The organism is Pseudoalteromonas sp. MIP2626, from assembly GCF_013414205.1.
GTDB lineage: Bacteria > Pseudomonadota > Gammaproteobacteria > Enterobacterales > Alteromonadaceae > Pseudoalteromonas > Pseudoalteromonas nigrifaciens.
The window spans coordinates 59,996-76,284 of sequence record NZ_JAATTW010000011.1 but is presented as its reverse complement, the minus strand read 5'-3'; the positions used below and the strand labels follow the sequence as shown (position 1 = coordinate 76,284).

The 16,289-nt window shown below is 40.4% G+C and carries 19 protein-coding genes and 2 tRNA genes; 9 read left to right on the top strand and 12 right to left on the bottom strand.

What is annotated here, in order from left to right; translation table 11 throughout:
- Position 1 precedes the first annotated feature (1 nt).
- The 4 genes from HC000_RS07490 to dnaQ form a co-directional block, all read right to left on the bottom strand.
- Positions 2–78: transfer RNA gene (locus HC000_RS07490), tRNA-Asp, on the bottom strand.
- A 26-nt stretch (positions 79–104) separates the two neighbouring features.
- Positions 105–181, bottom strand: a tRNA-Asp gene (locus HC000_RS07485).
- Positions 182–279: 98 nt separating this feature from the next.
- The gene (locus tag HC000_RS07480) at positions 280–1,650 is read right to left on the bottom strand and encodes a TIGR03503 family protein (protein ID WP_179807337.1); all 1,371 of its coding nucleotides are present in this window, start codon (positions 1,648–1,650) and stop codon (positions 280–282) included.
- Between the two features lie 9 nt (positions 1,651–1,659).
- The gene (dnaQ, locus tag HC000_RS07475) at positions 1,660–2,373 is read right to left on the bottom strand and encodes a DNA polymerase III subunit epsilon (protein WP_179807336.1); all 714 of its coding nucleotides are present in this window, start codon (positions 2,371–2,373) and stop codon (positions 1,660–1,662) included.
- Positions 2,374–2,441: 68 nt separating this feature from the next.
- Here dnaQ and rnhA point away from each other — a divergent pair, with 68 nt between their 5' ends.
- Positions 2,442–2,906 carry a ribonuclease HI gene (gene rnhA / locus HC000_RS07470; RefSeq protein WP_179807335.1) on the top strand — a complete coding sequence of 155 codons (465 nt, stop codon included), beginning with the start codon at positions 2,442–2,444 and terminating at the stop codon, positions 2,904–2,906.
- Between the two features lie 21 nt (positions 2,907–2,927).
- Here rnhA and HC000_RS07465 read toward each other — a convergent pair whose 3' ends face one another.
- Positions 2,928–3,695 carry a class I SAM-dependent methyltransferase gene (locus HC000_RS07465; protein WP_058373724.1) on the bottom strand — a complete coding sequence of 256 codons (768 nt, stop codon included), beginning with the start codon at positions 3,693–3,695 and terminating at the stop codon, positions 2,928–2,930.
- 53 nt (positions 3,696–3,748) lie between these two features.
- Between HC000_RS07465 and gloB the strand changes: the two genes are divergently transcribed.
- Complete coding sequence (gloB, locus tag HC000_RS07460; RefSeq protein ID WP_179807334.1) at positions 3,749–4,522, top strand: hydroxyacylglutathione hydrolase; 774 nt, start codon at positions 3,749–3,751, stop codon at positions 4,520–4,522.
- A 156-nt stretch (positions 4,523–4,678) separates the two neighbouring features.
- Complete coding sequence (locus tag HC000_RS07455) at positions 4,679–6,262, top strand: LysM peptidoglycan-binding domain-containing protein (RefSeq protein WP_011328626.1); 1,584 nt, start codon at positions 4,679–4,681, stop codon at positions 6,260–6,262.
- Between the two features lie 44 nt (positions 6,263–6,306).
- Here the strand turns inward: HC000_RS07455 and HC000_RS07450 are convergent, their stop codons facing one another.
- The 4 genes from HC000_RS07450 to HC000_RS07435 form a co-directional block, all read right to left on the bottom strand.
- Positions 6,307–7,380 (bottom strand): aminoglycoside phosphotransferase family protein, encoded by a 1,074-nt coding sequence (locus HC000_RS07450; RefSeq protein WP_179807333.1) that lies wholly within the window; start codon positions 7,378–7,380, stop codon positions 6,307–6,309.
- Between the two features lie 77 nt (positions 7,381–7,457).
- Positions 7,458–7,901: a flavodoxin gene (locus HC000_RS07445; protein ID WP_179807332.1), complete on the bottom strand. Its 444-nt coding sequence runs from the start codon at positions 7,899–7,901 to the stop codon at positions 7,458–7,460.
- A gap of 3 nt (positions 7,902–7,904) precedes the next feature.
- On the bottom strand, positions 7,905–8,669 hold the full coding sequence (gene truC / locus HC000_RS07440; RefSeq protein WP_179807331.1) for a tRNA pseudouridine(65) synthase TruC: 765 nt from the start codon (positions 8,667–8,669) through the stop codon (positions 7,905–7,907).
- On the bottom strand, positions 8,662–8,982 hold the full coding sequence (locus tag HC000_RS07435) for a YqcC family protein (RefSeq protein WP_058373731.1): 321 nt from the start codon (positions 8,980–8,982) through the stop codon (positions 8,662–8,664). The genes truC and HC000_RS07435 overlap by 8 nt, the downstream gene beginning before the upstream one ends.
- 210 nt (positions 8,983–9,192) lie before the next feature.
- Between HC000_RS07435 and HC000_RS07430 the strand changes: the two genes are divergently transcribed.
- Together HC000_RS07430 and HC000_RS07425 are read left to right on the top strand one after the other, a co-directional pair.
- Positions 9,193–10,221, top strand: a complete 1,029-nt coding sequence (locus tag HC000_RS07430) for a DUF3549 family protein (RefSeq protein WP_179807330.1) — start codon at positions 9,193–9,195, stop codon at positions 10,219–10,221.
- Positions 10,222–10,521: a DUF3301 domain-containing protein gene (locus tag HC000_RS07425; RefSeq protein WP_011328632.1), complete on the top strand. Its 300-nt coding sequence runs from the start codon at positions 10,222–10,224 to the stop codon at positions 10,519–10,521.
- Positions 10,522–11,454: 933 nt separating this feature from the next.
- On the opposite strand, the gene HC000_RS07420 is transcribed toward HC000_RS07425, so the two are convergent.
- On the bottom strand, positions 11,455–12,096 hold the full coding sequence (locus HC000_RS07420; protein ID WP_179807329.1) for a GNAT family N-acetyltransferase: 642 nt from the start codon (positions 12,094–12,096) through the stop codon (positions 11,455–11,457).
- 280 nt (positions 12,097–12,376) lie between these two features.
- On the opposite strand from HC000_RS07420, the gene HC000_RS07415 reads away from it, so the two are divergent.
- The 3 genes from HC000_RS07415 to HC000_RS07405 all read left to right on the top strand — a co-directional run bounded on the left by HC000_RS07415 (position 12,377) and on the right by HC000_RS07405 (position 13,786).
- The gene (locus HC000_RS07415; RefSeq protein WP_179807328.1) at positions 12,377–12,613 is read left to right on the top strand and encodes a DUF2789 domain-containing protein; all 237 of its coding nucleotides are present in this window, start codon (positions 12,377–12,379) and stop codon (positions 12,611–12,613) included.
- Between the two features lie 119 nt (positions 12,614–12,732).
- Positions 12,733–12,996 (top strand): hypothetical protein, encoded by a 264-nt coding sequence (locus HC000_RS07410; protein WP_058373735.1) that lies wholly within the window; start codon positions 12,733–12,735, stop codon positions 12,994–12,996.
- A 16-nt stretch (positions 12,997–13,012) separates the two neighbouring features.
- A complete protein-coding gene (locus HC000_RS07405; RefSeq protein ID WP_179807327.1) occupies positions 13,013–13,786 on the top strand; it encodes a Zn-ribbon-containing protein in 774 nt (257 codons plus the stop codon).
- 97 nt (positions 13,787–13,883) lie between these two features.
- On the opposite strand, the gene syd is transcribed toward HC000_RS07405, so the two are convergent.
- Positions 13,884–14,423, bottom strand: coding sequence for a SecY-interacting protein (gene syd, locus HC000_RS07400; RefSeq protein ID WP_179807326.1), 540 nt, complete (start codon positions 14,421–14,423; stop codon positions 13,884–13,886).
- A 59-nt stretch (positions 14,424–14,482) separates the two neighbouring features.
- Between syd and queF the strand changes: the two genes are divergently transcribed.
- A complete protein-coding gene (gene queF, locus HC000_RS07395) occupies positions 14,483–15,328 on the top strand; it encodes an NADPH-dependent 7-cyano-7-deazaguanine reductase QueF (protein WP_179807325.1) in 846 nt (281 codons plus the stop codon).
- Between the two features lie 38 nt (positions 15,329–15,366).
- On the opposite strand, the gene HC000_RS07390 is transcribed toward queF, so the two are convergent.
- Entirely contained in the window at positions 15,367–16,263 is an 897-nt protein-coding gene (locus tag HC000_RS07390) for a peptidylprolyl isomerase (RefSeq protein ID WP_179807324.1), read from the bottom strand.
- Positions 16,264–16,289 lie beyond the last annotated feature (26 nt).

The following is a 16,289-nucleotide window of genomic DNA, read 5'->3' as shown; positions in this document are numbered from 1 at the left end:
TTGGCGGAGTGGACGGGACTCGAACCCGCGACCCCCGGCGTGACAGGCCGGTATTCTAACCAACTGAACTACCACTCCAGTTTTGCTTACAAGCTTTCGAAAATTGGCGGAGTGGACGGGACTCGAACCCGCGACCCCCGGCGTGACAGGCCGGTATTCTAACCAACTGAACTACCACTCCACATTTTCGTTGCTGTTTGAGTCTCCCCTGACAGCGGCGTGAATAATACGAACCAGCCCCTATTTCGTCAAGGGCTTTTTCGCTTTTATTTAGGTTTTTTAGTCATCTGTCATCGAAAGGTTTAAAATTTCACCGCTTTTGTCATTTTTTGAGCCATTTTTAGTACTTTGCTTTTTTTCAGAATTACCAACATCGTCATTTGTTGTTGTCTTTTTATTTATAAAAGGCAGTTTCACTTTAAATTTAAGCGGTTTTTTCTGTACAAAAATACGAATTGCCAGCCAACCCATTAATAAAACGCACAGATTTCCAACAATAATTAAGCTGATCAAAACCCAATTCGCCATTTGTTCTGCTACGGGTTCACTCTCAACCATTAAATCTGGGGTAATTAAGGTTGCAGGATCGACTACCGGCATCGCTTCTATTGGACGTGCAATTTCAAATTTGTACGTTGGCAGCGTTGCCATAAACTCACGACCCTTTATGTTTGTGCCAAAAATAGACAGTTCGACACTATATCGCCCCCAACCATAATTTTTAATTGCTAACTGTCTCGTATGTTGCGCACTCGACTCTATGCTAAACATTTGTTCTTCGTTATTAGGGTAGTAAATTTTACCCTGCATAATTACGGTTTCTGGCTTAACTATTGTGTCATCTAAATTAATAGTCAGCAGGTGGTTATCTATATCTTGCTCTGCTAGCGTCATGTCGTAACTTACTGGTGCAGAATGTACCACAATGCTGCTTTGCACTATTCGACGTTGTAATAAGGGGGTTGCTATGTAGAGTTCGGGGATCCATTCTCCTTCGGGAAAGTCTAATTTAAACTCGCCCGTAAAAACGCCATCGTTTGGGCGTTCGTCAAACCCTCGGCCATCATCTTTAAATTCAGCGACTTCTTGAGTACTGGCTCCAAAATTAGCAGCCTCTGCACTATTAGTACTTACAAAATCAACATTTAAGGTAACGACATCTCTAAATAGATTGGCATTTATGGGAGCACCGTCATTTAAAATTTTTCCGGTGATTTTTATTGTCTCGCCTCGAAACAGCATTTCCGGTAACGGCTCTGCCTCAAGTGATACCTGGCCTAATACGACAATGCGGCTGTCGGGTAAGATATTACCTATAACTTGCCAAGGGCCAGCCATGGGGTTGCGTATGGTAACCAAATCATAACTAAGCTCGTCATGCCAACTTAAGTCAGGGTTTTTAACTGATTCGGTAGCAAAATATTTACTGCCATCGGGCCTTACTAAAATAACAGCCGGTGAGCCTGGTTTTCTAAAAAAAAGTAAGGTTATTTCAGCTACTTTACTATCAATACGAAAACGATTATCTAATAAAGGGATTTCATTTTGCCTCCCATCACGCTTTAGTACTTCAACTTGTTTAACGCCATATGCGCTGGTTGCAAAAAAACTAGCAGATACTAATGCGGTTACCAAATAAAAGGTTTTCATAATATGGCCTTAATCAGCGCGCCATATACAGTGGCCGCCTTCATTATTAACAATATCTAATCGTGCTTCGTGTGCAGCTTGTTCAGCCTCACTGGCACTTAACACTACTAGAGGCGCTCGTTGTGCGCTTAAACGTCGTATTCCGCCTTTTTGCTGATTAGTATCGTCATTTTTGTTTTGATTCAAATTTAGCTTAACTTGCCCGCCTGTCATTGCTAGGTAAACGTCGGCTAATATTTCAGAATCCAGTAATGCACCGTGCAAGGTTCGCTTAGCGTTATCTACGTCGTAACGACGGCATAGCGCATCTAGGTTGTTCTTTTGTCCTGGATGCAAGTCACGCGCCATTTTAAGCGTGTCGAGTACTTGACAGAAGGTGGCCGTTTTAGGATAGCCCTGGTTAAGCAAAGAGAATTCGTTATCCATATGGCCAATATCGAACGGCGCATTATGAATAACCAGTTCTGCCCCCTTAATATAATCAAAAAACTCTTGAGCAATTTGATGAAACAGTGGCTTATCACGTAAAAACTCATTAGTGATACCGTGAACGTCTATTGCTTCTTCTTCACTGTTGCGCTGTGGGTTAATATACACATGAAAGTTATTGCCGGTTAAGCGGCGATTTACTAATTCAACACACCCTATTTCGATAATACGATGCCCTTGTTTAGGGTCGATGCCGGTGGTTTCTGTATCTAAAACTATTTGTCTGCGTGCCATATCGAATTAATCCTGACTCTGGTATCTTTCTATAATCACTTTATTGTACATAATATCAAGGTAAAACAGTGGAAAAAACCGTAGAGATTTATACTGATGGTTCGTGTTTAGGTAATCCAGGCCCCGGTGGTTATGGTATATTCATGATTTATAACGGACATGAAAAAAAATTAAGCCAAGGTTATAAACTTACAACTAATAATCGCATGGAAATGCTTGGTGCTATTGTGGCTCTAGAAGTGTTAACTCGCCCATGTGTTATTAATATCACTACCGATAGCCAATATGTAAAACAAGGAATTGAGTCTTGGATCACGAATTGGAAAAAGCGCGGCTGGTTAACTTCAGCTAAAAAACCGGTAAAAAATGTCGATTTATGGAAACGCCTCGATTTAGCGTGCGCTAAGCATACCGTAACCTGGAAATGGGTTAAAGGGCATAGCGGCCATAAATACAACGAAATTGTAGATGACTTAGCTCGCGATGCCGCTAGCAGTAAAGATTTACTCGATGATGTAGGTTATCAACCTTAAAGCTGATTAGCACATACCAAATTACTTTTTATTTTGCTCACAATGCTTTAAGTGTTGCTTTGAGGTTTGCCTAAGGCCCCCTTCTACTGTTGTAAAGCGCGGGCGAGCATGCCACTTAGGTTTAATGGGTGTGAGCGGTGCAACACGTTTACGTGCCACCAGCATGTAAACACTGCCCATAGGTTTTAAGTATTGTTTTGTAAAGCTGCGCCAAAATGCAAAACGCGACAATCGATTACCTCGCGCCAGTGATGAGTAAATAAAGCGCTCATCACTCACTATTTCAAACCCCAATAAATTAAGCCAATCTTTAACCCGTGCTGGGGTAAAAAAGCGCCCAGTCCATGGCAGTTTCTGGCCACTAAACGGCAGTAATTGCGCAAGCCCACATAAACTAAAAGGATTAAACCCCGTTATCACAATATACCCACCAGGAATTAAGCTGCGATGTGCTTCGCGTAAAATATGGTGAGGATCTGAGTGATACTCTAAGCAATGGCTTAAAATACATGCATCAATAGTGTGCTCATAAAATGGTAATTCATCTATATCGGCAATAACGCCGGTGTAAGCGCCCGCTTGCGCTACGCACACTTGATGTTTTATTAAACATTTACTGGTGTTTAGCTCGCCACTCAAACTACCTAACTTAAGCATATGATAGCCAAACATACGGGGAAGCCACGGGGCTAATTTACGTTCAATCTCACAGCGTAAATAATCCCCATGAGGAAACTGCTGCCATGACAACGGTTTAGGTCCTTCTTGAAAACTAAGGGCTGGTTTCATTTTATGAGCTCGTTATACTAGGTGTTAACTGTCACTTTATAGAGCAACGTTACATGGTGCAAGTCAAAGCAATTAAAGCCTTTTCAGATAATTATATTTGGTGCTTAACTACAAGTAGTAATACGCAAGCTTGGGTAGTCGACCCGGGCCAAGCAGAGCCAGTACTTGATTATTTGGCGCAGCATAATTTAACCTTGGCGGGTATTTTAATTACCCATCATCATTACGACCATACCGATGGCGTAGCAAAGCTGGTTAGCGAAAACCCAAATATTGCTGTATACGGCCCAACTAACAGCCCGTTTAAGGGGATTACTCAGCAACTTACTGATGGCCAAAGTATTACAGTGCTTAATACTACTTTTAATATTATAGCGACACCCGGGCATACTCTAGATCATATTTGTTATTTTAATGAACAACTTGCCTTTACTGGTGATACTTTATTTAGTGGTGGTTGTGGGCGTTTATTTGAAGGCTCTGCAGAGCAAATGTGGCACTCGTTTAATAAACTGCGCGAATTACCTGCTGATTGCAAAGTTTACTGTACTCACGAATACACTCAAGCTAACCTCGCTTTTGCAACAGCCATTGAACCGCGTAACCCAGAGCTACTTGCCTATAGTAAAAGAGTAGATGAACTGCGCAGCAAAAATGAAATTACTTTACCAAGCACTATCGGCCAAGAGCTAAAAATAAACCCCTTTATGCGCAGCGATTTACCTAACATTACTGAACTATTACCAAAAGAATTTTGCTCGGTTACAAAAAACAATGAACCTTGGGAAAACTTTGCGGGTCTGAGAAAGTTCAAAGACCATTTTTAATCCGCTAACCAATAGTCTTACATGCCTATTGGTTAATAATCAAAATGTTAAAATTAGTATTTGATTATTGCTAAGTGTTTTAAAAGGTCACAAGTGGCAATGTTAGCTCATAACGGGTAGTATTCGCCGAGTTTTTTACCCCATGTATTGGTATTTATGAATAAATCTCCCCTATTACTGGTTTTAGTATTAGCACTAAGCGGCTGTCAAACGTTAACAAACGAAAACACTGACTCGCAAGCCGCAACTCAAGCAAATAAGCAGCTTGGAGGCGCAAGTCCACACGATATTAGCAATGCATTAATGAGCAGCGCCAAGTATCAACACGTTAAAGATACTGACACTGAAGCACCTATTTTTGATGATGTATGGGAGCGTATTCGTTACCAGCTTTCAATAGAGGTGCCGCAAAATCGCCCCGTAGTTACCGAGCGTAACTATTATGCAAAGCACCAATCTTATTTAAATCGTATTTCGAAGCGTGCCGAACCTTATTTGCATTTTATTGTTGAAGAAATAGAAAAACGTGAAATGCCTATCGAAATTGCACTGCTGCCTATTGTAGAGAGTGCTTTTGATCCGTTTGGTTACTCGCATCGCACAGCGTCGGGTATTTGGCAATTTATGCCACAAACCGGTGAGCGTTTCGATTTAAAGCAAAACTGGTGGTATGACGGGCGTCGCGACATAGTACAATCAACTCGCGCTGCGCTTGATTACTTGTCGTATTTACACAAAACCCTTGAGGGCGATTGGCTCAATGCCATTGCAGCTTATAACTCGGGTGAAGGTCGTTTGTTGCGCGCGATTAAAAAGAATCGCAAGAAACACTTGCCGACCGATTTTTGGTCACTTGATTTACCTAGCGAAACCACCGCCTATGTACCAAAATTATTAGCACTAGCCGACTTATTAAAGCGCTCAGATGACTTTAACGTGACGTGGAATCCTATTATAAATGCACAAGTTGTTGAAGTAGTTGAAATTGGTTCGCAAATTGACTTAGCACTCGCTGCAGAAATGGCCGATATAACACTCACTGAGTTGTATAGGTTAAACCCTGGTTTTAATCGTTGGGCAACCGATCCTAATGGTCCGCATTCTTTACTATTACCGGTTGATAAAGCTGAGCAGTTTAGTCAAAAATTAGCTAATACTGATATTAAAAACCGCTTACGCTGGCAGCAATATACGGTTGAGCGTGGCGACAGTTTATCGGTTATTGCCAAAAAGTTTACCACCAGCACCAGTGCAATCCGATCATTAAATAAGTTAAGCTCAAATACAATTAGAGTCGGTCAGCAACTATTAGTGCCACTAACTGATGGCGCAATTAATAGCGAACATTTACCAGAGCAAATGCGCTCTGCGGCTAATAATACCAGCCGTACTAAGCTTTCGCATACGGTTAAAAGTGGTGATACGCTGTGGGATATTAGTCGTGAATACGATGTCACTATGGATGAGCTTGCAAAGTGGAATAAGCTGAAGAAAAGCGCCACATTGCGTTTAAATCAAAAGCTAACGGTATATAAATCTGCTAATAAAGCAAAGACAGCAGCAAACACTACGCATCGTACAATTACGTATAAAGTGCGCCGTGGTGATTCGTTAGCGCGTATTGCGTCTAAGTTTAACTTAACTGTAAACGACATTATAAAGTGGAATAGTTTAGCCGGGCAAAAGTATTTACAGCCGGGGCAAAAGCTTAAATTAAAAGTAGATGTTAGAAGCAGTTAAACTGCAACAGGTAAAACTAAGGCGCTTATAGCGCCTTAGTTATTTTAGGCTTGTGCTAATATTGCTTTAAGGGTGCTTTGTTTTGCAATAATATCTTTATAAAGCGCAAACTGATTTTGCGCCCGCTCTAAATTATGATTGGCATGTTTGATTGAAAAATAATTATCGCCATCAATATAATCTGTTAAAAATCGCAGGCCTATCATAAAGGTCATCACTTTAGCGCCTAGCCAAAAGCTTTGTTTTTCTTGCTCGGTGATCAGGTTTTTTAATGGCTCTACGTAACCTTTAACTATGGCTGCAAATATTTCTTCGCGCACACCTACATTACTTAAATCGGTGGAGTCTTCTTGCTCTGGTGAGCAAAAAGTACGTACCATATCGCCAAAGTCGTAAAGCCAATGCCCAGGCATACAGGTGTCTAAATCGATTACCGCTTTAGCTTTATGTGATTGCTCACAAAACAGCATGTTATTTATTTTTGTATCGTTATGACAAGGCCTTACCGGTATAGATCCTGCAAATGCTTGCAGTTCATCAATAAGTGTAAATTGCGATAAACAAAAATCAACCTCAGCTTGGCAACTAGCTAAGCGCTGCTGCGGATCAAGACTAATTGCAGTTTTAAACGCCTGCGCGCGCATGGCTAAGTTATGAAAATTTGGGATCACATGATGCAATTGTTCTGCATCAAAATCCTCTAGCGCCACAGCAAATTGACCAAAGGCATTCGCCGCAGTTTGCGCTTGGGTAGCATTGGTTACTACATCGTCGCTGTAACTGCCACCAATAAACTCTAGCGCTCGCCATACACCCTGATCACAGTTAACTAAATAGTCATTATTAATAGTCGCTACGTGGCGAATAATATCTAAATTGTACTCACCCAATTGCTGCTTGTTAGTTAAGTGTTGCTCTATTAAACGGGCATTTTTTACGAGTAAATCTGGCTCAGGAAATACTCCAGTATTCAGCTTTTGTACTACTAGCGACTTTTTAACAGTGCTAAGCAACCATGTACTATTGATCAGCCCACTACCGATAGGTTTGATACTGATATGCTGATCGCCTACGCCAAAACTCTCAGACAAATGAACCGCGATGGAATTTAGCTGCATAGCTATTTTGCTACCTAAAAATAAAATAACTCAGATAGTAAAGGTGAGCTCAGGGTAACACTCACCTTTACTCACAATTAAAGCTTACTAAGCCAATTTTTTAACCACGGCTCGGTAACCGGCCAAGGCTCAAAGTCTTCGCAGGCATCAACTTCTAAACGGTTACCAACAGGCTTAGCTTGTAAGTCACGTAATAATTCATCAAAGCTGCGCCCTGCACCACAAAAGGTGTCGCCGTAGCTTCTGTCGCCCATGGCAATAATTCCAAATGGCTTGTCGGTTAACATAGGAAAAGTACTATTTAACTGATTATAAAAATCAGCTAAGTTATCAGGTACATCGCCTTGACCGGTTGTTGAGGTAATAATTAAAATATGTGACGCACTTTGAATGTCGCCCAACACTGGCTCATTAAATACCGTAACGCCATGCCCCGCTTGCTCTATTGTTGTGGCTACTTCGTCACTTAAACGCTCTGCACCGCCATATACGCTGCCTACAAAAATACTAATATGTGCCATTAATTAATAATCCTTTTCTTCATCTGGCCAACCTAGTTGTTTGCAAATGCTGAGCATTGCATCACCTAGTGGCGCTTTAATTGTTATTGATTCATTACTATAAGGGTGCACAAAGCTAAGCTCAGTTGCAAATAACATTAATCTGCGCAGCTCAAAATGCTCCCTAAAAAATTGATTATGCTGATTATCACCATGGTTTACATCGCCAATGATAGGCAGTGATAAATGCTTTAAATGCCGACGAATTTGATGTTTACGCCCCGTTTTAGGAAAACACTCTACAAGGGAATAACGCACTGTCGGGTACTTGCCAATGGGAATCGGTAAGGCTGCTTGGTGCAAGCAATTAAACTGAGTTTGCGCATCTTGTGGCGCTTTGTCTTGATCGGCAAACTTATCTGCTATTTTGTCCAGCTCTTCTTTTAGTGGTTTATCTAAAAATACCGACTCGGGTGCAAAACCACGTACTAAGGCCAAATAGCGTTTACTAATAGTGCCTTCAATAAATAACTGATTCATATCGCGGGCAGCTTCTGAACTTAACGCAAACAGTAACACCCCCGAGGTGGGTCTATCGAGCCTATGTACCGGAAAAACATGCTGCTCAAGTTGATCGCGCAGCATTTGCATAGCAAACTGGGTTTCGTGCTTATCTAAAAATGAGCGATGCACTAATAAGCCTGAAGGTTTATCTATGGCTACGTAGTTTTCATCCTGATACAAGATAGTCAGTTCGCCATACTCAATTGGTGCTGGGCGCTCACTCATTTGGCTCTCCTAAAAAAGCATCAAGGGCTGTTAACAGAGTAATAATTTCACCGCTGCCTTTTTTACTCGCAAGCGTCATTTGTGCCATAGGAGCAATTGCAAAGTTGCGCGGCAATGGCTGCTCGTCAATAATTAGCTGCTCAAATTTTTTAATAAATACAAACTGTAACCACTGCTCAAACGCCATGGTGTCGTGGCAAAAAGGCACGTTTGACTGTAATGCTTCTGCTGCTATTGGCTCATTTTGCCAAAGCTGATGCTTTTTTAAAAGTGCGCTTAACTGCACTAAATAAGCTTGAGTTTGCTGGTACATAACCGCCCTCTTAAAACTAGATGAAGTAATAATACCATTTGTATTTATTAAGAGGGAAATTATAGTAACTGAAAGTACACGCTTAATATTAATCCCGCTTGCTCGGTTATTTAGCAAAATCAAAACTCAAATTCTATAAGCGCGGTTCCCTCAACCTTTGCTATGGCGTATAATTGACGCAATTTTGTAGTAAAAACAATTGAGAAAACGATGAGTAAGCAAATAGCGACATTAGGGCAGCTTTTAGATAATGCAGGTACTCAGTGGCGCGCGTTTGATATTGGTAGGCACATAACTAAGCTTGATAAAAAACAATTTTTAGCCATAGAGCAAGCACAAGTCCCTTACCCATATCCGCTTGCTGGTCATGCGTGGTTAGCTATTCAGTTTTGGGATAGTAAAGCGAGTAAAGAACCTTATGTATGGTTTTTAAAATTTCCAGTAGATGAGCAAAGCAAATTGGTGAGTGCGAGTCGCGATCACTTTGCCGACATGGTAATTGAAGCTCTCGGCACACAGCTTACCGGTGAGCAAGCCGACGGAAAACTTGATAACAACCCTTATGTTTTTACACCAAATGCCAACAAATTAGCAGCCTTTAATGCGCAACTTAAAGTATTATTAAAGCAACCTGCATCACAGTATTACGAGCATACGCAGTTGTATTTTAGTGGCAAACTGGGTTTTGAAAACTGGCAAAGTGTGGCATTACAAGGCATTGCCGATTTTGCACTGCGCCTAGATAATGAGACTAACTTAACTAATTTACAAAAAGCCTGGCCTCATTTGCCCGCTGAGGTATTACAGCCCCTTAGCGCCATGCTTGAGCATGTAGAAATACCGCCCTCATTTAGCCAATTACTAGTAGAGTACGGCCAAGCAGCTATAAAAAATAACGACCCGTTTGCTGTTACAGTAGCGCTACGCTCGCTTTCTAAAGCGCAAGCGCAAGGCTTAACCGCTCAATTAGTCGATAGTGTATTAACTTCATCGGTTAATCAAGATGCTGATGTACTGCTCACTATTGCTGGGCGTTGTTTTAAACAACTAGAAGACCCTGAACGCTTGCATGTATTTATGGACAACTGTGCACACCATCAACAAATTACTGAACTATTTGTGAGTGTTTTTGCTGATTTAGTTGCAATACCCACCATTCGCCCGCATTTATTAGGCTTATTACGTAAAGAAAATCGTAGCGAAACCCTCGCGCGTGCAATTGGAAGGTTATTCTCTTAAATGGCAAGTTTATGGACGTTCATACTTATTGGTAGTGTAATTTACTTATTTTGGCTAAACCGAAAGGTAGCCGAGGCGGCGAACGTTCATGCTAAACGCCAAAGCGAACAACTGCAGGTGCAATTAATGAGCGTTGCCTGTAGTAAACGCCGCTTTGGCTTTTTAAAAAGTGGTAAACCTGGAGTGAAAAGCGAATTTATTTTTGAGTTTTCAAGTGATGGCGAAAATGCCTATCAGGGAATACTGATCATGGAAAATGAGTATTTAAAAAGTGTGGTTATTCCACCGCATAAAATATAACCTTTATACTGCGCTAAAAGTTTAATTTAAGGTTAAGATTAAAAATGAATAAAACACAAAAAACTAAGGCGTAACTAAAGTTACGCCCCAATTGACAAACATCCTGTTAGGTATCCTTTACCTGTGTAATCCGTATTATCATCCTCTGAACGAGCAAACAACCTTGTTCACCCTCACATTGCATCCTGCAATATCCTCTTGCCACCTTGGCTGTCCTGCGTAAACTAACGCTCCGGCTACTTCCTGTAGCACCATCCTTGATTATCCTTTAGTAGCTCCAGCCACTTAAGCGCATCATGCACTTTCCTGCTCATCCTTGCATCCGTGTTAACTTGTCCATTTTGCTTCTTGCTAGCGTCTGCTATCTTGCCTACTTCCGTATCCTTGGCAATCACTCAATCATTGAGCTGTGTCGTCTTGACAAAGTAAAGTTTAAAGCAAATGGCTAGTAGATATAGTACCTAGCTGTTAATTATTAAATGGCATTTATATTAAAAAACAAAAACCATAAAAATAACCTTTAATATCAATAAAATAGGTAAGTGTTAATTATTTCCATGCAATTTAAACTGACAACTCGCACAGTGATGTGAGATATATCTCACGGTCATATGTCCGTTTTGGGATATTAACCACCAAGGCGGGCTACCTTTAGGGTCTGTTGACCTTTGCGGATTGAAATTTGTTCAAACTAGGGGCGATTTAATCACGGCGCGAGGTTTGTAACCTAGTGGGCTAAGTAAAAACCGAGCAACAAAGAGTCAATCACCCCTAGGCAGAACCCTTCGGGCAGCGCATGTTTGGCATTGATGCTACGTTATCGCCTATTTATGGGGAATAACCACACCACATAGGCTCTGCCTTGCCTAAATACCAAACACACTGCTGCAAATTCAACCTTGAAAGATCAACAGACCCTAACCTAAATTAAATTTAGTTTTTTGACTTAAATAATAATTCGCCCGCAACCTTATTAAAAGTAAGCTGCTTAAAGCTTTCAAACCCTTCAGTTTTAAAAAATTGAGTATGCTCTTTGCGCGTTACAAACACCGCCATGCCTGCAGACTCAGCATTAGATTTAACTAGGTCATTTAGGCCTCTTAATAAATAACGCCCAAATCCTTGGCCATGAAAATGCGGATCGACCGCAATAAAAGCTAAAAAATAGTAGTTGCCCTGCTGCTCTAGTGCATCTCTAATTGTTTGCTCTTTATCTATTAATTGATTGGTTTGTAAGTAACCAGCACTTAACATTAGCTTTAAGCGCCAATGCCAATAACGCTGCGCCTGTAATTGGCTGTTTGATTCGAACACGCAGGCAACGGCTTTGAGCTTATCGTTACGATACAAACCAATAAGTGGCTGCTTTTCTTGCCAAAAGCTGCTTAGCTCTTCGCGAATTAATGACCGTAGCTTTTTTTCGTAGGCCGATTTACTCTCTTGCTCATAATTGAGCATAGTTTGTAAAATAGGATCGTCGTGGTACGCCTGATAAATTAAACTCGCGGCAATACTTATATCTTCTGCGGCTAAATACTGTACGCTAAATGTATCGGCTTGGGTGGTCACAGTCATTTATTATTCCTTTTTTGTATTAGAACAACATATCATTATTTTCGCCTTGTGATTAAGCCATTAGCTGGCGCTCTAATCACTCACTAATTTAATGCGATTGGATTTACTCATAGCTACAACTTACACATAATAAATTTATATTTATTCTCTAAATAAGCGCTTTATTAACTCACATTCTAAACTATAGCTGTAAAGTTATTAATGGTAAATTCAGCGTGAGTTTAGCTGGCTTCAACTATAGTTTATTTATAATCTTATTTTGACACGCTAGGAGCACAACATGGATACAACAAAGCACGATATAAATACGCTGTTTGCACAACTTGGCTTACCTAGTTCTGAAGCTCAGATTGATGCCTTTATTGCTTCTCATGCGATTGCAGATACAACGTTAATACAAGATGCACCTTTTTGGGATGAATCTCAACAGCATTTTTTAGCTGAATCACTGGCAGAGGACAGTGATTGGAGTGAAGTTATTGACGAGCTTGATGTACGCCTTCGCCAAGGCAATTAATTTAAAGTAATTGATTTAATTTGGGACATTTAATGTGCCCCTCTCTATTTATTGTTACTATAGCCCCCACGCAGCAGCTTCATGCTGCGTACCTATTTATACAAAGAGTTATAAACCTAATGAATGCTGCTGTATTTGATGCAATTAAAGTCCTTCTTGACGAAGGCAAAGTACCTACTGTCGCGCTTACTAAAAGTCGTTTAATAAAGCCTGTGCCTATGCCTGTTATTATTGCAGCGGTGAGTCAGTATAAAAACAATCCAGATTCAATTTATAACTTAATGAAAAGCCAAGTACAACCGAGTGGTAGCGATTCTAAAACTTCGCAGTTAGATAGAATTGAAGAAAAGCTCGACCGGTTACTTACCCTGCTAGAAAAATAATAATTCGAGACTATAAATGTTCGTTGTTGATTTAACCTTTGATTGCTACCAAGACACCACTTTAGAGAAAGCCGAACAAGCTATTAATCGCTTGGTTAATGCGCTGCGTTTTAATGGCCAAATAATAGGCGAAGAATTTCCTACTGTTTTAAAAGATGGTTACTTTATTACCCGTGTTATGTGCCCAAACGAAGATGCCATGCACCCGCTTAACAATAGTCCGTTTGTAAAACACAGCATTGAGCAATTGCACAGCGCTGGTTTACTTGCGCCAAAAGTAAAAATTATTGGTCAAGATATTCATTCTAATGGGTCTGATTGCTGCGCCGAGCCTTCTAGCTATATTTTATACACCACGTATGTGCATACTTGTAGCCCACTTTATTGTGGTGACGACTTTTTACCGGTACCGCTATTTCGGATCCCAGCGATTGCCAATGGTGATTATAAAACCTTAATTAAATGGCAAGAAGACTGGCAAGCCTGCGATCAAATTCAAATTAATGGCGCAACACGTTGTGAGTTTCCTGCTCTTGAAGAAATTTCGAGTATTAAAAGCGACTTATACCGCCGTGGTAAAGACATTACTAAACGAATTAGCTTTTTAACTAAAAAACCTGTGTATTACTATATATACCGCGTAGGTGGCACCGATAAAACATCTGAACTAGAGCGTAAATGCCCAAGCTGTAATGGCGATTGGAAGTTACCTGAATCCTGGTTTGGGTTATTCGACTTTAGATGTGAGCCCTGCGCCTTAGTGTCTAACATATCGTGGGATTTTCAATAAGTTAAAATTATTATTTAGGTACTTGCTCGGTATTAAAATTAATTCCGAGCTAATACTTTACACTAAATCGTTTTAAGGTAATTAACGCCTGTTTTAATTAAACCTCAAGCGCTTGCAAAAATTCTTCTATATTGGCAGCAAGCACATGATGCGTTTTTTTGCCTACGTACTCTAAGCACACTTCACCGCTGTGCAGTAACACACTTACTAACAAATCATCTTGTGCTGTTAACCCTATAAATACTGTTTCAGGTTGTTTAAGTTTACGCTTCATTAAAACGTGACCTGTTATATTTTGTTGCAATAAATCAAAGTCATCGCTATTCCACGCCTGCAGCAATTCAACTTGATGACCATCAATACTCGCTTGAATGTTACCACCATACATATGCCCATAAAGCGCATTTAAGCCACTTGGAAATGTAACATCTAATGCCTTAGCTAAATCATTAAGCGAGCCTGGGGGTTGCTGCAGCACAGCTTGCCACTGAATATTACCTTGCTGATCAACATTACCTATTTCACATGGGCTTGGCCACTGTTCATCGTGCGCCATAAGTGGATGTTTTTGCGTGTTTTTTATGGTTTTATCATTAAACCTTTGGTGTAGCTGGGCTAACTGCAATACAACAGACATACTATGAAACTCATTTAAATTAGATATAATGCCGCTATTGTAACTATTTAAGGGCAAACATGACAGATTACAGCAATTCTCCCGACCTTAAAGGCAGTGTGTTAGGCCAGTCAACTGAATACATAGATCAATATACTCCAAGCTTGCTTTTTCCTATTGCGCGTAAGCTAAATAGAGATGCTTTAAATATTGACGAAGCCGCTTTGCCATTTAAAGGCCAAGACATTTGGACTGGCTACGAGCTGTCGTGGTTAAACGCCAAAGGCAAGCCGCAAGTCGCTATTGCTGTATTTACTTTTGCCTGCCAGAGCAGTCATCTTGTTGAATCTAAATCGTTTAAACTGTATTTAAATAGCTTTAACCAAACTCGATTTAACAGCCGTGATGAAGTAAAAAAGCATTTAGTTAAAGATCTAACCGCAGTGGTTAACAGCTTAGTGCAGGTAACTTTATACAATGCAGATGAGTATAACTGCCTTCCTTATACGCCACTACCTGGTGAGTGTATTGATGATTTAGATATCGAAATTGATAACTACGATATTGATGCCCATTCACTTAAATCGCAAAGTAATAAAACGGTAACCGAAACTCTGCATAGCCACTTACTTAAATCTAACTGCTTAATTACCTCACAACCCGATTGGGCAAGTGTAATTATTCGTTATACAGGTGAGCAAATATGTAGAGAGTCGTTACTGCGCTACTTAATTTCGTTTAGAACCCATAACGAGTTTCATGAACAATGCGTGGAGCGTATTTATAGCGATTTAAGCACTCAGCTCAACATTAAAAATCTTGAAGTTTACGCACGTTATACGCGCCGTGGTGGCCTCGATATAAACCCGTATCGTTCAACTCATAATAACGACACGCCATTTGCAGTTAAAATTAACCGCCAATAAGCGTTTATTGTAATAAAAAAGGAGCCTAGGCTCCTTTTTTATTCACTACGTTTGGTGGGAATAGCCACAGCGCACACATCTATATAATTAGCGGTATGTACAAACCAAGGCTCAGAGCGATTTTTTCTTGCTGCAATTAGGTTTTTAAATGCCTGTGAATTTGTTTTCATCACTTTAAAAACACTTTTATCGCTGTTATTAATATCTTCAAGTACTTGAATATCCGTTATTGGGTTAAATACCTCATTATTACGGGCGGTGCGCTCTAAGCGGTTAACATGCTCTATACCTTCAAGTACGCGCCCAAATACCGTGATGTTTTTATCTAAATAACGTGGCGCTTGCCCTATAGTGATAAAAAACTCGGTGCCTGCACTATTTATATCGTTATCTCGCGCCATTGCAAATATGCCGCTGCAATGCACTTGCCAAGTTTGGGTTTGTAGTGCATTTTGAGCAACCGCAAAACCATTTAAAAAACCAGTTATAGGTGCATAACCATCACCTTCAAGGGCTGTAATTGTCAGCGGCTGTTTGGTGGTTAAATAAAACTCGGCCAAAAGTGATTTATTTGCAGTCTTAATAATTTTTTTAGCAGTGCTATCACCGCCTTGAGCTACAAATCCCTCAACGAAACGATAAACACTTGTTCCTTGATAAAACCCTTCTCGCGCAAGTTTTTTAATGTTTTTTACATGCTTTGGAGCAAGCTGCGGATTAAGCTCAATATAAGTGGCGCCTGTGGGTAAGGTTATTTTTAAAATATTTTGTGGGTTAACCACACGCCATTCGTCCTCGGCGGCTTTAGTAATAACGTCACTGGCAGTATGCTTTATTTTAGGCTCACCTTGTTGCGTGGCAATGCTTTGTTTATATTGTCCAGCACAGCCATTTAATAACATAGCAACAGTCACTGTTAACAGGTAATTTTTCATAAATTAGCGCCTTATTATTATAGTTT

Coding starts and splice junctions, on each gene's coding strand:
- HC000_RS07480 (WP_179807337.1), bottom strand. CDS start 1,650: ATGAAAACCTTTTATTTGGTAACCGCATTAGTATCTGCTAGTTTTTTT.
- dnaQ (WP_179807336.1), bottom strand. CDS start 2,373: ATGGCACGCAGACAAATAGTTTTAGATACAGAAACCACCGGCATCGAC.
- HC000_RS07465 (WP_058373724.1), bottom strand. CDS start 3,695: ATGAAACCAGCCCTTAGTTTTCAAGAAGGACCTAAACCGTTGTCATGG.
- gloB (WP_179807334.1), top strand. CDS start 3,749: ATGGTGCAAGTCAAAGCAATTAAAGCCTTTTCAGATAATTATATTTGG.
- HC000_RS07455 (WP_011328626.1), top strand. CDS start 4,679: ATGAATAAATCTCCCCTATTACTGGTTTTAGTATTAGCACTAAGCGGC.
- HC000_RS07450 (WP_179807333.1), bottom strand. CDS start 7,380: ATGCAGCTAAATTCCATCGCGGTTCATTTGTCTGAGAGTTTTGGCGTA.
- HC000_RS07445 (WP_179807332.1), bottom strand. CDS start 7,901: ATGGCACATATTAGTATTTTTGTAGGCAGCGTATATGGCGGTGCAGAG.
- truC (WP_179807331.1), bottom strand. CDS start 8,669: ATGAGTGAGCGCCCAGCACCAATTGAGTATGGCGAACTGACTATCTTG.
- HC000_RS07435 (WP_058373731.1), bottom strand. CDS start 8,982: ATGTACCAGCAAACTCAAGCTTATTTAGTGCAGTTAAGCGCACTTTTA.
- HC000_RS07430 (WP_179807330.1), top strand. CDS start 9,193: ATGAGTAAGCAAATAGCGACATTAGGGCAGCTTTTAGATAATGCAGGT.
- HC000_RS07425 (WP_011328632.1), top strand. CDS start 10,222: ATGGCAAGTTTATGGACGTTCATACTTATTGGTAGTGTAATTTACTTA.
- HC000_RS07420 (WP_179807329.1), bottom strand. CDS start 12,096: ATGACTGTGACCACCCAAGCCGATACATTTAGCGTACAGTATTTAGCC.
- HC000_RS07415 (WP_179807328.1), top strand. CDS start 12,377: ATGGATACAACAAAGCACGATATAAATACGCTGTTTGCACAACTTGGC.
- HC000_RS07410 (WP_058373735.1), top strand. CDS start 12,733: ATGAATGCTGCTGTATTTGATGCAATTAAAGTCCTTCTTGACGAAGGC.
- HC000_RS07405 (WP_179807327.1), top strand. CDS start 13,013: ATGTTCGTTGTTGATTTAACCTTTGATTGCTACCAAGACACCACTTTA.
- syd (WP_179807326.1), bottom strand. CDS start 14,423: ATGTCTGTTGTATTGCAGTTAGCCCAGCTACACCAAAGGTTTAATGAT.
- queF (WP_179807325.1), top strand. CDS start 14,483: ATGACAGATTACAGCAATTCTCCCGACCTTAAAGGCAGTGTGTTAGGC.
- HC000_RS07390 (WP_179807324.1), bottom strand. CDS start 16,263: ATGAAAAATTACCTGTTAACAGTGACTGTTGCTATGTTATTAAATGGC.